Raw genomic sequence first — 14805 nt, 5'->3', positions numbered from 1 at the left:
ATTCAGACGGAAAGACCCGCGGCTTTGATGCCAGCGAGCGCGGCGAGTTCGTCGTTGTCGCTGGTATCGCCGGTCACGCCCACCGCGCCGATCACGCCGCCCTCGGCACGCACCAGCACGCCGCCCGCCGCCGGGACGATCCCCGCCGGATTGAGGCCAGCCGCCGCGTTGATGAAGGTCGGCCGCTCGATCGCCATCTCGCCAATGGTGCGCGAGGACACACCCAGCGCCAGCGCGCCAGACGCCTTGGCGGTCGCGATCTGCGGGCGCAGGTTGGAGGAGCCATCCTCGCGCGCGAAGGCGATCATGTGGCCACCGGCATCGAGCACGGCGACGCTGATCGGCTTGAGGCCCAGCGCGCGCGCTTCCTTCAAGGCCCCCGAAACGATGGTCTGGGCCTGATCGAGCGAAATACGGGTCATGTCAGTTACTCCTGGGGAAGGTGCTTGAGTGCTTGTGGTCTTGGCCCGCCGGTCGCCCAGTCGAGCAGTTCGATGGTGTGGACGACGGGGAGGCCCGAATGCCGCGCGATCTGCACCGCGCAGCCAATGTTGCCGGTGGCGATCACATCGGCCTCCAAGGCGCTGAGCCGTTCGGCCTTGCGCGCGCCGAGTTGGCCCGCAAGTTCGCTCTGGAGGATGTTGTAGGTGCCCGCCGATCCGCAGCACAGGTGAGCTTCCGCAGGCAACCGCACAGTGTAGCCAGCCTCAGCCAGCAGCCGCTTCGGCGCTTCGGTCACCTTCTGGCCGTGCTGCAAGGAACATGGCGGATGATAGGCGACCGTCAACCCGCGCGGGGTGGCGGCAGGCAGGCCGTGCTTGGCCAGAAACTCGCTCACATCCATCGCCAGCGCGCTCACCTGCGCCGCCTTTTCGGCATAGGCGGGATCGGCGCGCAGCATGTGGACATAGTCCTTGATCGTGGTGCCGCAGCCGGAGGTCGTGACGATCACTGCGTCGAGGCCGTCCCCCTCGATCTCGGCCATCCACGCATCGACATTGCGCCGCGCCGCAGCCAGCGCATCGCCCTCGCGCCCCATATGGTGTACCAGCGCCCCGCAGCAGCCTTCATCTTGCGCGAACACAACCTCGCACCCTGCGCGCTCCAGAAGCCGCAAGGTCGCTGCGCGCACTTCCGGGCTCAGCACCGGCTCCGCGCAGCCTTGCAGCAGAGCAACCCGCGCCTTTGCACCTGGAACGCGAACCGGCTCCATTGGCGCTGGCGCTGGCACTTTCGCCGGCGCCAGTTCCACCATCGCCGCCAGCGGCCGCAGCGCCTTGATCCGCTTCATAAGCGGCACCAGCGGACGGCCAAGGGGGGCAAGTTCCAGCGCCAACCGCATCCGCCCCGGATAGGGCAGCACCCATGCCAGCAGCCGCCGGGTGGCCCGCTCGTGCCAGGGCCGCTGGTAGTTCTCGTGGATATAGGCCCGCGCATGATCGACGAGGTGCATATAGTTCACACCCGAAGGACACGTCGTCATACAGGCGAGGCAGGAAAGGCAGCGGTCGACATGCTTGACCGTCTCCGGCCCCGGCTTGCGGCCGTTCTCCAGCATGTCCTTGATGAGATAGATCCGCCCGCGAGGGCTGTCGTTCTCGTCGCCGAGCAGCACATAGGTCGGACAAGTCGCGGTACAGAACCCGCAGTGCACGCACTTGCGGATCACGCCCTCGGACGTCGCCATCGCCGGATCGGCGAGCGCCTCAGGCGGAAAGCGCGTCTGCATCCGCATCCTCCGCAAACCGACCGGTGACGAACACGCCCTTGGGATCGAACGCCCGCCGCACGCGCGCCTCCAGCGCCGCAACGCCCTTCGCACGCGGCTGGAACGCCGACACCCGCGCCCGCATCGCCGCAGGCGCAGCAATCAGTCGGGCCTCGCCGCCAAGCCCAGCCGCAATCTGGCGCACCGCGTCGTCCTCCGCATCACTGCAAACCCAAACGCGCCCGCCGCCCCAATCCATCGCCCAGTCGGCGCCCTCCGGCAGCGCCGCAATCAGCGCCGGAGCCGCACGCGGCGGCAGATGCACGTCCCAGTGCACCGCTCCTTTCAGCCCCGCCCCGGTCATCGCCTGCTGCCACAGCGGCGCAGCATCCTCCAACGGCTCGAGCCCGCAATGCGCCGCGAGCAACCCCGGCAACGCCGCACACCGCGCCTCGACCGAAGGCGCAAAGCCGGCCACGCGCAGCAGCACCGTCCCATCTGAAAGCGCCGCCGCCGCCGATACTTCCGCATTGCTCCCCAGCGCGCAGGCCATCGCCGCATGGGCCGCCACCGGGGAAAGGCCACGCGCCGCCAAAGTCACCACCTCACGCGGATGCGGCAGCACTTTCACCGTCAGTTCAGCCATCGCGCCGATCCGGCCCCACGATCCCGCCATAAGCTTTGGCAGGTCATAGCCCGTCACGTTCTTGACCACCTTGGCCCCGGCAACGAACACCTCGCCGCGCCCCGAAACCGCCGTCAGCCCGAGCAAGTGATCGCGCGCACTCCCCGCCGTAACGCGCCGCGATCCCGCAACGCCTGCCGCCATGGTCCCGCCGATAGTAGCGCCTTCATCACCCCATGGCTCGAACGCCAACATCTGGCCTTCGCCTGCAACGAGCGCCTGTACATCGCTCAGCAAAGTCCCCGTGCGCACCGTCAGCACCAGTTCGGCGGGATCGTAGTCCACGACGCCCGTAAGTCCTGCCAGCGACACAATCTCCGCCTCCCGCGGCGCACCGAAGTCCGCTTTGGTCCCGCCGCCGCGCAATTCAAGCTTGCGGCCGCTCGCCGCCGCATCGGCGACCAGTTCGGCGAGATCCGCCGCATCCCTCGGCTCCAGCATCAGAACCTCGGAAGCTCGGGATGCGGCAGCGCACCGTGATGCACATGCATCTGCCCCAGTTCGGCGCAGCGATGCAGCACCGGAAAGACCTTGCCCGGATTGAGCAGCAATTCCGGATCGAACGCACACTTCACCCGCTGCTGCTGCTTGAGGTCCGCGTCCGAAAACATCTCCGGCATCAGATCGCGCTTCTCGATCCCCACGCCATGCTCGCCCGTCAGCACGCCGCCGACCGAGACGCACAGCCGCAGGATATCCGCGCCAAACGCCTCGGCCTTGTCGAGCTCACCCGGCACATTGGCATCATAGAGGATCAGCGGATGCAGATTGCCATCGCCCGCGTGGAACACGTTCGCCACCCGCAGCCCATACTCTTCGGAAAGCTCCTCCATCCGCCGCAGCACATCAGGCAAGCGGCGACGCGGGATCGTCCCGTCCATACAGAGGTAGTCCGGCGAAATGCGCCCCACCGCCGGGAACGCCGCCTTGCGCCCGGCCCAGAACGCCATGCGCTCCGCCTCACCATCCGAAACGCGCGAGGTCACCGCGCCGTTTGCGTTTCCGATCCGCGCAATCTCGCCAATCAGGAAATCGCATTCCGCCGCCGGGCCATCGACCTCGACGATCAGCAGCGCCCCCACATCGAGCGGATAGCCAACGTTGACGAAGGCCTCCGCCGCATGGATCGCGGGCCGGTCCATCATTTCCATGCCCGCCGGGATGATCCCTTCGGCAATCACTTGCGCCACGCACGCCCCGGCCTGTTCGGCATCGGGGAAGCCCACCAGCACCGCGCGCGCCGTCTCGGGCCTTGGCAGAATGCGCACCGTCACTTCAGTCACGACGCCCAGCAGCCCCTCGGAACCGACCACCACGCCCAGCAGATCGAGCCCGCCGGAATCGAGATGCCGCCCGCCCAGCCGCACGATCTCGCCGTCCATCAGCACCACTTCCGCGCCGAGCACGTTGTTGGTGGTGAGGCCGTACTTCAGGCAGTGCACACCGCCAGAATTTTCCGCGACATTGCCGCCAATGGTGCAGGCAATCTGGCTCGAAGGATCGGGCGCGTAGTAGAAACCCCGGCCCTCCACCGCCTGCGTGATCGCGAGGTTCGTGACCCCTGGCTGCACCACCGCCACGCGGTCCTCGTAGTCCACGTCCAGCACGCGCTTGAACTTGCCCAGCCCCAGCAGCACCGCATCCGCCAGCGGCAAGGCCCCGCCCGAAAGCGACGTCCCCGCCCCGCGCGGCACCACCTTTACGCCCTCGGCATGACACCACTTTAGCACGGCGGAAACCTGCGCCGTCGTTTCCGGCAGCACCACCAGCAGCGGCGGCTGGCGGTAGGCGGTCAGCCCATCCGATTCCCACGGCCGCAGCGCCTCGGGCGCATCGATCACGCCCTCACCCGGCACGATGGCCCGCAGCGCCCGCGCGATCCGCTCGCGCTTGGCGAGCGTCTCCGCATTGGGCACCGGCATGGCAATCGACATCAGCGGGGTCTCCGGCTCAGGCTCCAGCTTAGACTAGCGCCTTCACCTTCTGGCGGAACGCATGGAGCAGCGGCTCGGTATAGCCGCTCGGCTGCGCAACGCCATCGAACACCAGCGCCCGCGCCGCCTGAAACGCGAGGCTGCCTTCCGGGTTGCTCGCCATCGGCTGATACAGCGGATCGCCCGCGTTCTGCGCATCGACCTTCGCCGCCATGCGCAGCAGCGCCGCATCGACCTGATCCGCCGTCACGACCCCGTGCAGCAGCCAGTTGGCGATATGCTGGCTCGAAATACGCAGCGTCGCGCGGTCTTCCATCAGGCCGACGTCGTTGATGTCCGGCACCTTGGAGCAGCCGATGCCCTGATCGACCCAGCGCACGACATAGCCCAGAATGCCCTGCGCATTGTTGTCGATCTCCGCCTGAATGTCCGCCTCAGACCAGTTCTGGCCCGCCGCAACCGGAATGGTCAGCAGCGCATCAAGGCTGGCGATCCCCTCCGCGCGGCGCTCCACCTGCCGGGCGAACACATCGACCTGATGGTAGTGCGTCGCGTGCAGCACGGCGGCGGTCGGCGAAGGAACCCATGCGGTGTTCGCGCCGGTCTTGGGGTGACCGATCTTCTGCACCAGCATGTCAGCCATGCGGTCGGGCATCGCCCACATGCCCTTGCCGATCTGCGCCTTGCCCGAAAGCCCGCAGGCAAGGCCGGTCTGCACGTTACGATCCTCGTAGGAGAGGATCCACGGGCTCGTCTTCATGTCGCCCTTGCGCAGCATCGCGCCCGCCTGCATCGAGGTGTGCATCTCGTCGCCGGTGCGATCGAGGAAGCCGGTGTTGATGAACATGATGCGGTCCTTCACCGCATGGATGCACGCGGCTAGGTTCGCGCTGGTGCGGCGCTCTTCGTCCATCACGCCGATCTTCAGCGTGTGGCGGGCAAGGCCCAGCACATCTTCCACCGCATCGAACAGATCGTTGGCGAACGCGGCTTCTTCGGGCCCATGCATCTTGGGCTTCACGATATAGACCGAGCCCGTGCGGCTGTTCCGCCGCGCACCATTGATATCATGCATCGCGATCAGGCTGGTGACGATGCCATCCAGAATGCCTTCCGGTGCCTCGCCCCCACCCGGCAGCAGCACCGCCGGATTGGTCATCAGGTGGCCAACATTGCGCACCAGCAGCAGCGAGCGGCCATGCAGCGTCAACGCAGAGCCATCGGGCGCGGCATAGACGCGGTCCGCATTCAGCCGCCGCGTCATCATCGCGCCGCCCTTCTCGAACGTGTCTTCGAGGTCGCCCTGCATCAGCCCCAGCCAATTGGCATAGGCCGCCACCTTGTCCTCGGCGTCCACTGCCGCGACCGAATCCTCGCAGTCGCAGATGGTCGAAATCGCGGCTTCCATGATCACGTCGGCGATGCCCGCCGGATCGTCCTTGCCGATCGGATGCGCCGGATCGATCACCACTTCGATGTGGAGGCCATTGTGCTTGAACAGCAGGTTGGCGCCTGCGCGCCCCACCAGCTGCGACGGGTCCTTGAGGCTCGGCTCGCCGCCGGTCCAATCCGCCCACGCGCCTGAGGCGAGCGGCACGGCCTCATCCAGAAACGCCTTGGCCCAGGCAATCACCTGCCCGCCGCGCACCGGGTCGTAACCCTTGCCCGCCGCCGCGCCGGGAATGGCGTCCGTGCCATAAAGCGCATCATAGAGGCTGCCCCACCGCGCATTCGCCGCATTCAGCAGGAACCGCGCGTTGAGGATCGGCACAACCAGCTGCGGCCCCGCCGTCACGGCCAGCTCGGCATCGACATTCTGCGGTGCGACGGTGAACGGCGCAGGCTCAGGCACCAGATAGCCGATCTCGGTCAGAAACGCCTTGTAGGCCGCCATGTCCTGAGCCTGCCCGGCGCGCGCCTTGTGCCACGCGTCGATCTTCGCCTGCAGGTCTTCGCGCTTTTCGAGCAGCGCGGCATTGCGCGGCGCGAACTTGCCGAAGATATCCGCCGCACCGGCCCAGAACACCTCGGCCGTCAGCCCCGTACCCGGCAGTGCGCGCGCCTCGATGAACTCCGCAAGACTTGCTGCCACCTGCAGCCCCGAACGCTCGACATATCCGCTCATCGCACCGACTCCTGAAATTCCGTTTCCCCTCCCTAGGCCCACGCCTCGGCTTGCGGTAGAAGGAAATAATTCAACGCAGCTTATCCCGCAGGTTAACAATGTTCGATCCCGACTACGATCTCTTCCTCGGCATCGTCGAAGCCGGCTCGATCTCCGCTGCTGCCCGCGCCCGCAGCCTTTCCACCGCCGCGCTGTCCAAGCGGCTCGTCCGGCTGGAAGAACGCCTCTCCGTCCGCCTCGTCAATCGCACCACACGCCGCCTCGCGCTCACCCCCGCCGGGCAGGATCTCCACGACGCGCTGCTCCCGCTACGCTCAAGCCTCAAGGCCGCAGAGGAACGCGTCAGCGGCCGTCACACCCATGTCCGCGGGCCCCTCAGCGTCACCGCGCCCACCTCGTTCGGCCGCATGCACGTCGTCCCCCATGTGCCGAGCTTCCTTGCCGCCCATCCGGACGTCCGCCTCCAACTCGATCTCTCGGATGAATTCGCCGACCTTCTCGACGGCAGCTGCGACCTTGCCATCCGCATCGGCGCGCGCATCGGAGCGGGCCTCACCGGTCACCGCCTCGGCACGAGCCACCGCGTGCTTTGCGCCGCACCTGCCTATCTCACCGCCTTCGGGATGCCGGAAAGGCTGGCAGACCTGCGGCACCACCGCCTCCTCGCCACCACCAGCCAGCTCCCATGGCAGCTCGATGGCCCCGAAGGCACCGTCACGCACACCGGCCAGAGCCACGTCCGCACCAATTCGAGCGAAGTCGTCCGCGAACTTGCATTGGGCGGCTGCGGCATCGCGCTGCGCTCGCTGTGGGATGTGCACGAGGCGCTGGCCTCCGGCGCGCTCGCCCGCGTGCTGCCGCAGTATCAGGGCTCGCAGGATGTCGGCATCTATGCGGTTCATGCCCCCACCCCGGCGCTCCCGGCGCGGATCGAAGCATTCATCGCGCACCTTGGCGCGCATCTCCAAAGCGGCAGCGGCCTCGCCTAGGCGCTGACCCTGATGCAGGCGATCCCGCGCGCCGTCAGCCGCGAGCAGATCGCATGGGCATCCGGGCCAGAGGCGCGCAGCCGGTACACCTGCATCTGGCGCACCACAGCCGGGATGATGACCGGCTCCAGCGATTGCAGTTCCGGCTCGCTTTCCGAAAGCTCCTGCCACAGCTCGTCCGCGCCTTCGACATCGGGCGTCGCCGCCAGCTGGATCGTCTGGCGCACCCCTGTTGCGGGCGGCGCGGCAGGCTGCGGCTCACTCATCGGAGGCGGCAGATAGGCCTGCTGAACAGGCTGAGACTGGGGCTGCACCGGAGCCGGAACCCCCAGCGCCGCGCTCTTTGCTGCCTCGGCATAGTCGAGCGGCTGCCGCAGGATCACCACCGAAGTCGAGGCGGGCTTGGTCAGCGCATAGAGCTGGCGCGCGAAATCCCAAGGCAGACGGATGCAACCGTGCGAAGCCGGCGCGCCCGTCACGCGCCCGGCATGGAGCGCCACGCCGCTCCAGGTCAAACGCTGCATGTAGGGCATCGGCGCGTTGTCATAAGTGCGCGAGCGGTGCTTCACCGCCTTCTGCAGGATCGTGAACGTCCCCGCCGGCGTGCCATAGCCGCGCCGCCCGGTGGAGACCGTCGTCGATCCCCATTCCGCCCCATCCTTGAACACGAAGAGCCGCTGCGAAGGGATGCTCACCACGATCAGCACTCCCTTGTGCGCGGCCGAAACCGGCGTCGGCGGCGGCGGACCTTCCGGTTCGCCATCGAGCACGGGATCAGGCCCGCATTGTGCTGCGGCGGAGGCATATTGCGCCGGCGCGGCGGGAACGACAGCTCGCTCCGCAAACGCGGCATGGGCGAGCACGCCGCATCCCAGCAGCCCCAGCGCCAGACCGATGATGATCGAGAATCGTCCCGTAGCCCACCCCATGGACTATGGTTAACGTATCGTTACCTAACGCGACACCCGTTTTTGATCCGCGATGGTCTGCATCCGATGTGCCCTAACGGGATAGAGCCAGCGTTTCCCCGCCAGCCTGCCAACCGCCGCCCAGCGCGCGAAACGCCGCTACCCCCGCCCGCGCCGCCTCGGCACGCGCAGCGATTGCCGCATCCTCCGCATCGAGCCGCTGCTGTTCCACGCCCAGTGCCTCGACACGGCTGACCGCACCGGCGCGAAAGGCCGTCTCGATCCGTTGGCGGCTGTCGCCGAGCCGCGCCGCAACGACCATCGCCGCTTCCGCCTGCTCGCCGCGCTTGGTCAGCGCGAGCAGGGCATCCTCGCCCTCCGCCGCCGCTTGCAGCGCGGTCTGCTGCCAGGCCGCGACCGCTTCCTTGAGCCGAGCCTCCGCTGCCGCCTGTTGCGCGCGGAGCCGACCGCCGGTGAACAACGGCACGCTCAGCCCGCCGCTCGCACCGGTTTGCACCGCGCCGCCGGTGAACAGGTTGCTCATGCCGCTGGCGAGGAACCCGGCGAAACCGGAAATCGTGAAGCGCGGATAGCGCGCCCGGATCGCCTCGGCCACGCGCGCATCGCTCGCCGCGACAAGCCGCTCCGCCGCGACCACATCGGGCCGCCGCGCCAGCAGCGAGGCCGGGCCGTCAGGTGCGGCGGGCGCCCGCACTGCGGGAATGGCGCCAGCGCCCATATCCTCGGCAGCACGCCCGGGCGTACGGCCCATCAGCACATCGAGCCGGTTGCGCTCCACTTCCAGCGCCGTCTCCAGCGCCGGAACAGCCGTCATTGCCCCTGCGAGTTCCGCGCCGCTGCGGTCGGTTTCGGTCAGCGCAGCAACACCGCGCTCCGCCCGCTGGCGCAGCAAGCCGTCCGCATCGCGCGCCGCGTCCACGCGTGCCCGCGCCACAGCCAGCCGCGCCTCGATCGCGCGCACATCGATATAAGTGTTCACCACCTCAGCCGCGATTGTCAGCCGCGCTCCCGCCAACCCGGCCTCCGCCGCGCCGGCTTCGGCCCGCGCCGCGCGCGCACCCGCCGAAAGGCGCCCGAACAGATCGAGCTCCCACGATGCAGCGCCATTGAGGCCATATTGCTCGGCCGTCCGCTTGAAACCGGGAAACTTCGAAAAGGCGCGGCCCTGCACATCCTCGATCGATTGCCGCCTGAAGCCCGCCGAACCATCAAGTGAAGCCTGCGGCAACAGCGCACCTTTGGCTGCCTTCAGCCCCGCTGCCGCCTGCTCGAGCCGAGCAGCTGCTGCGGCGATATCGAAATTGCTCGCCAGCGCGGTCTCCACCATGCGGTCCAGCACGGGATCACCAAAGCTCTGCCACCAGCCATCGGCCAGCGGCACGGCAGCTGTCACCGTCGGCGCATTGCGGAAGGTATCGGGCAAGGCTGGCGCTGCCGGCCGGGCGCGCGGCGCGGCCAGCGCAGGGGCACTCGCGCCAAGCAGAAGCATGGCCGCCAGACCGAGAGCAAGCGGGCGCATGACATGGCTCCTTGACCTGTGAATGCTGAAAGAATATATCCTTTTTCATGAAAATCAACCCAGCCGTTTCAGAAAAGCGGAAGGCCGGGCGGCCGACTGTTGACCGGCGCGACGAGATCCTCGACGCCGCCGAGCAACTCTACGACGCACTGGGGTTCGAGAAAGTGACAGTGACCGACGTCGCCCGCGCGCTCGGCATGTCGCCCGCCAATCTCTATCGCAGTTTCGCCAACCGGCAGGCGATTGACGAGGCGGTGACCAGCCGCACGCTCTCCGCCGTCGAAGATGAAGCCTGGAGCATCGCCCGCACGGCCTCAGCCGATCCCCTGCGTGTTTTCGAGCAGCTATGCATGGATATTGCCTTGAAAATGCGCGATATTCTGTTCCGTAGCGGGCGTTCGAGCGATCTTTGCCTCGCGGCCACGCGCGGAAATTGGCCGCCGGTGCGCCAGTTCATGGACACGCTTCATGGTGTCATCCGCCATGTCATTGCCGAAGGCCAGCGTCAGGGCGTGATGCGCGCAGACCTCCCGCTGGAGGAAACTTCTGCATCCGCCGTGCTTGCCATGGCCAAGGTCTGGCACCCCGTGATGCTCGAGACATTTGGCGTCGAAATGCTGGAGGAAGAGACCAGCGGTCTGGTCCGGCTCGTGCTTGAGGCCCTTCGAACTAAAAACTGAAAACCGAAAGTTTTTTTCATCTTTCGGATAAATCGCAGCCAGCGTATACGCGAGTCGTCTGTCCCCCGCCTTGGGGTTGGAGGCCCGCATGCCGATTTCCGTCCGGTTCCCCACTGCCCTGGTTCTGGCGAGCGCTGCGCTGCTGGCCGGCTGCTCCGGCAGCACCGAAACCCAGCCCGCCGAACCGCTGGTGGCGACCGCTGAGGTCTCCGGCGAGGGCGGCAACGCGGGCGATGCCTATACCGGCACGGTCCACGCCCGCACCGAAAGCACGCTGGCCTTCCGCGTCCCCGGCAAGATCGTGGCCCGCCTTGTCGATGCCGGAGCCCATGTTCGCGCCGGCCAGCCGCTGTACCGGCTCGATGCCCGCGATCTCGGCCTTGCCGCCTCTGCCGCCGCCGACAAGGTCCGCGCCGCCGAGGCCGATGCCACCCGCACCGCCGCCGACGAAGCGCGCCTGCGTCCGCTCGTCGCCTCCGGCGCGATTTCGCCCTCCACCTATGATGGCGCCCGCGCCGCGCGCGATGCCGCCGCTGCCACGCTGTCAGCCGCCCGCGCCGCCGCCGCAAACGCCTCGAACGAACGCGGCTACGCGGTGCTGCTTGCCGATGCCGATGGCGTCGTCACCGAAGTCCTGGCCGAGGCCGGTCAGGTCGTCGCCGCCGGCACCCCGGTGCTGCGCCTTGCCCGAAGCGGCGCGCGCGAGGCGCTTGTCGCGGTCCCAGAAACCGCGCTGGCTGCACTGCCGAAGTCTGCGCAGGCGACGGTCTATGGCCGCAGCGCGCCGGTCACCGCCACCTTGCGCGAAGTGGCCGGCGCCGCCGATCCGCTGACCCGCACGTTCGCGGCTCGCTACGTTCTCTCCGGTGCGCCCGAAGATGCCCCGCTCGGCGCCACTGTCACAGTGCGCCTGCCCGGCGCGGCTTCCGCTGTGGGCCGCGTGCCGCTTGGCGCGCTGGTCGATCTCGGCGCGGGTCAGGGCGTCTGGGTCATCCAGCCCAACCGCAGCATCCGCTTCCAGCGCGCTCAGCCCGTGCGCCTGACCGAGGAGGAAGCTTTCCTCCCCGCAGCCACCCTGCCCCCCGGCACCCGCGTCGTCGCGCTTGGCGGACAGTTGCTCCGCCCCGGCCAGAAAGTCCGTCTGGATGAAAGCGCCAAGCGGTGAAGGGCCCCAATCTCTCCGCCATCGCAGTCAAGGAACCCTCCGTCACGCTGTTCCTCCTGCTGGCCGCCATGGCCGCCGGGATCTTCGCCTTCTTCCAGCTCGGCCGCGCCGAGGATCCCAGCTTTACCCTGAAGGTGCTCACCGTTTCGGCTGCATGGCCCGGCGCCACCGCGCAGGAAATGCAGGATCAGGTCGCCGATCGGCTTGAAAAGCGCCTTCAGGAACTGCCGCACTACGACCGCATCGAAACACTGACGCGCCCCGGATTCCTCACGATCACCATCATTTTCGGCGACAAATCGCCGTCGAAGGACGCGCCCGAACTGTTCTACCAGGCGCGCAAGAAGATGAGCGACGAGGCGCTCACCCTGCCGCGCGGTGTGATCGGCCCCATCGTCAACGACGAGTATTCCGACGTCTATTTCTCGCTCATCGCGGTTCAGGCGAAAGGGCTCCCCCACCGCGCCGTGATCCAGCGCTCGGAAGCGATCCGCAGCGAGCTGCAGCGTGTCGAAGGCGTCAAGAAGGTCGCGCTCATCGGCGAACAGCGTCCGCGCATCTATGTCGAGCTGTCGAACCGCAAGCTGGCCACGCTGGGCATTGGCGCCGATGCCGTGCTCGGTGCGCTGGCCAACCAGAACCTGATCCAGCCCGCCGCCCAGTTCGAAACCGCCTCGCGCCTCGTGCCCGTGCGCGTCACCGGCAGCTTTGACGATCTCGATGCCGTGCGCGCCACGCCGATCACCGCTGCGGGCCACGTGCTGCACATCGGCGATGTCGCAGAAGTCCACCGCGGCTACGAGGACCCGCCCAGCTTTCAGGTCCGCCATCAGGGCGGCGAGGCGGTCATGCTCGGCGTGGTCATGCATCCGGGCTACAACGGCCTGACCCTCGGCCGCGCGCTCAATGGCAAGCTGGCAGAGATCCGCGCCGGGCTTCCGCTCGGGATCACAGCCACCGAAGTCGCCGATCAGGCCGCCAACATCAAGGAAGCCTACGGCGAGTTCATGCTCAAATTCGCCGTCGCGCTCAGCGTCGTCATGGTCGTGAGCCTGATCGCGCTGGGCTGGCGCGTCGGCATCGTGGTCGCACTGTCGGTGCCGCTCACACTGGCCGCCGTCTTCGTCATCATGCTCCTCACCGATCGCCAGTTCGATCGCATCACGCTCGGCGCGCTGATCCTCAGCCTCGGCCTGCTGGTGGACGATGCGATCATCGCCATCGAGATGATGGTGGTGAAGCTGGAGGAAGGGATGAGCCGCGTCGAAGCTGCCACTTTCGCCTGGGGCGCCACCGCCGGGCCGATGCTGGCGGGCACCATCGTCACTATCGTCGGATTCCTCCCCATCGGCTTCGCCAAGTCTTCGGCGGGTGAATATGCCGGCAACATCTTCTGGATCGTCGGCTTCGCGCTCGTCGTCTCGTGGATCGTCGCTGTCTACTTCACGCCCTACCTCGGCGTCCGGCTGCTCCCCGATATCAAGCCCGTCGCCGGCGGGCACGATGCGATCTACGCCACCCCCCGCTACGAGCAGCTGCGCGCGTGGATCACCCGCAGCGTTGCGCAGCGCGGCCGCGTGACGCTGGGGGTTCTCGGCGGGATGGTGCTCTGCGCGGTGCTCCTCGTCGTCGCCATCCCCAAGCAGTTCTTCCCCATCTCGGACCGCCCGGAACTGCTGATCGAGGTCTACAATCCCCACGGCTCCAGCCTCGTGGCAACGCGCAGCGTGGTCGCGAAGATCGAGCACGACCTGCTCACCCTGCCCGAGCTCAAGGGTGAAGTCCGCTATGTCGACAGCTACCTCGGTGGCGGCGCCCCGCGCTTCTTCCTCTCGCTCAATCCCGAGCCCGCCGATCCTGCCTTCGCCAAGCTGATCGTGCTGACGCACAGCCCGGCCTCGCGCGACCGGCTGAAGCTGGCGGTCCAGAAGCTCGCCGCCAATGGCCGCTATCAGGGCGCCCGCGTCCGCGCGCTGAGCCTGCTTTTCGGCCCGCCGGTGCCCTATCCGGTCGCCTTCCGCGTCACCGGCCCGGACCCCGACCAGTTGCGCCGCATTTCCGCGCAAGTTGCCGAAGTCGTCCGCGCCAATCCCAATACCGCTGCGGTCAACACCGATTGGGGCGACCGCACGCCGTCCGTCACGCTGCAGTTCGACAACGACCGCCTGCGCCTGCTCGGTCTCGATCCCGCCAGCGTCGCGCGGCAGGTTTCGGCGCTGATCTCGGGCACGACCGTGGCGCAGGCACGCACCGGAGACCGCACCACCGATGTCGTCGTGCGCACCCCCGGGCCCGAACGCCATGCGCTGGGCGATCTCGGCAGCCTCGTCATCGGCACCGCGAACGGCACCGGAGTGACCCTCTCGCAGGTCGCGAAGATCGTGCCCACCAGCGAGGATCCGCTGCTCGTGCGGCGCAACCGCGTGCCGACGATGACCGTGCGCGCCGATATCACCAAGGGCATCCAGCCCGCCGATGTGACCGACGCAATCGTGCCCAAGCTGCAACCGCTGATCGCACGGCTGCCCGCCGGCTATGCGATCGTCACGGCCGGTTCGGTCGAGGAAGCAGGCAAGGCCAACCAGGCGCTCGCCCCGCTGTTTCCGGTGATGATCGGGATGATGCTGCTCGTGCTGATGCTGCAGACGCGCTCGTTCCGCATGACCGGGCTCGTCTTTGCGACGGCACCGCTCGGTCTTCTCGGCGCGATCCCGGCGCTGCTCGTCACCGGCTTTTCGTTCGGTTTCAACGCAATTCTCGGCCTGATCGGTCTTGCCGGGATCATCATGCGCAACACGCTGATCCTCGTTGACCAGATCGACCACGAACGTGCGCGCGGTCTACCCCTCGAAGCTGCGGTGATCGAGGCGACGGTGCGCCGCGCGCGCCCCGTGCTGCTCACCGCACTCGCCGCCGTGCTCGCCTTCCTGCCGCTCACGCTGTCCAGCTTCTGGGGCCCGCTCGCGGTCGTGCTGATCGGCGGCACCCTTGTCGGCACCGCGCTCACGCTGTTCTTCCTGCCGGCACTCTACGCGCTGTGGATGGTGCGGCGGGAAAAGGCGCCGGCCTGA

General features: G+C 67.8%; 11 protein-coding genes. 4 read left to right on the top strand and 7 right to left on the bottom strand.

Annotated features, from left to right (window positions below; genetic code table 11):
• Nucleotides 1–2: 2 nt before the first annotated feature.
• The 5 genes from NSE01_RS13480 to NSE01_RS13460 are packed head-to-tail and all read right to left on the bottom strand — an operon-like array spanning nt 3 to nt 6452.
• A complete protein-coding gene (locus NSE01_RS13480; RefSeq protein ID WP_147160163.1) occupies nt 3–422 on the bottom strand; it encodes a GlcG/HbpS family heme-binding protein in 420 nt (139 codons plus the stop codon).
• Nucleotides 423–427: 5 nt separating this feature from the next.
• A complete protein-coding gene (gene glcF, locus NSE01_RS13475; protein WP_147160162.1) occupies nt 428–1729 on the bottom strand; it encodes a glycolate oxidase subunit GlcF in 1302 nt (433 codons plus the stop codon).
• Nucleotides 1707–2834, bottom strand: coding sequence for an FAD-binding protein (locus NSE01_RS13470; RefSeq protein ID WP_147160161.1), 1128 nt, complete (start codon nt 2832–2834; stop codon nt 1707–1709). The genes glcF and NSE01_RS13470 overlap by 23 nt, the downstream gene beginning before the upstream one ends.
• Nucleotides 2834–4327 carry an FAD-linked oxidase C-terminal domain-containing protein gene (locus NSE01_RS13465; RefSeq protein ID WP_147160160.1) on the bottom strand — a complete coding sequence of 498 codons (1494 nt, stop codon included), beginning with the start codon at nt 4325–4327 and terminating at the stop codon, nt 2834–2836. The genes NSE01_RS13470 and NSE01_RS13465 overlap by 1 nt, the downstream gene beginning before the upstream one ends.
• A 28-nt stretch (nt 4328–4355) precedes the next feature.
• Entirely contained in the window at nt 4356–6452 is a 2097-nt protein-coding gene (locus NSE01_RS13460) for a malate synthase G (protein ID WP_147160159.1), read from the bottom strand.
• Nucleotides 6453–6550: 98 nt separating this feature from the next.
• Here NSE01_RS13460 and NSE01_RS13455 point away from each other — a divergent pair, with 98 nt between their 5' ends.
• Entirely contained in the window at nt 6551–7441 is an 891-nt protein-coding gene (locus tag NSE01_RS13455) for a LysR family transcriptional regulator (protein WP_147160158.1), read from the top strand.
• Here NSE01_RS13455 and NSE01_RS13450 read toward each other — a convergent pair.
• Together NSE01_RS13450 and NSE01_RS13445 are read right to left on the bottom strand one after the other, a co-directional pair.
• Nucleotides 7438–8370, bottom strand: a complete 933-nt coding sequence (locus NSE01_RS13450; protein ID WP_147160157.1) for a L,D-transpeptidase family protein — start codon at nt 8368–8370, stop codon at nt 7438–7440. The genes NSE01_RS13455 and NSE01_RS13450 overlap by 4 nt on opposite strands.
• A 73-nt stretch (nt 8371–8443) precedes the next feature.
• The gene (locus NSE01_RS13445; protein ID WP_147160156.1) at nt 8444–9889 is read right to left on the bottom strand and encodes an efflux transporter outer membrane subunit; all 1446 of its coding nucleotides are present in this window, start codon (nt 9887–9889) and stop codon (nt 8444–8446) included.
• A gap of 47 nt (nt 9890–9936) precedes the next feature.
• Here NSE01_RS13445 and NSE01_RS13440 point away from each other — a divergent pair, with 47 nt between their 5' ends.
• The 3 genes from NSE01_RS13440 (at nt 9937) to NSE01_RS13430 (ending at nt 14805) form a co-directional block, all read left to right on the top strand.
• Complete coding sequence (locus NSE01_RS13440) at nt 9937–10569, top strand: TetR/AcrR family transcriptional regulator (RefSeq protein WP_147160155.1); 633 nt, start codon at nt 9937–9939, stop codon at nt 10567–10569.
• 88 nt (nt 10570–10657) lie between these two features.
• Nucleotides 10658–11734, top strand: a complete 1077-nt coding sequence (locus tag NSE01_RS13435) for an efflux RND transporter periplasmic adaptor subunit (RefSeq protein ID WP_147160154.1) — start codon at nt 10658–10660, stop codon at nt 11732–11734.
• Entirely contained in the window at nt 11731–14805 is a 3075-nt protein-coding gene (locus NSE01_RS13430; RefSeq protein ID WP_147160153.1) for an efflux RND transporter permease subunit, read from the top strand. The genes NSE01_RS13435 and NSE01_RS13430 overlap by 4 nt, the downstream gene beginning before the upstream one ends.

It is taken from the genome of Novosphingobium sediminis (assembly GCF_007991615.1).
GTDB lineage: Bacteria > Pseudomonadota > Alphaproteobacteria > Sphingomonadales > Sphingomonadaceae > Novosphingobium > Novosphingobium sediminis.
This window is presented reverse-complemented; position numbering and strand designations above follow the sequence as displayed.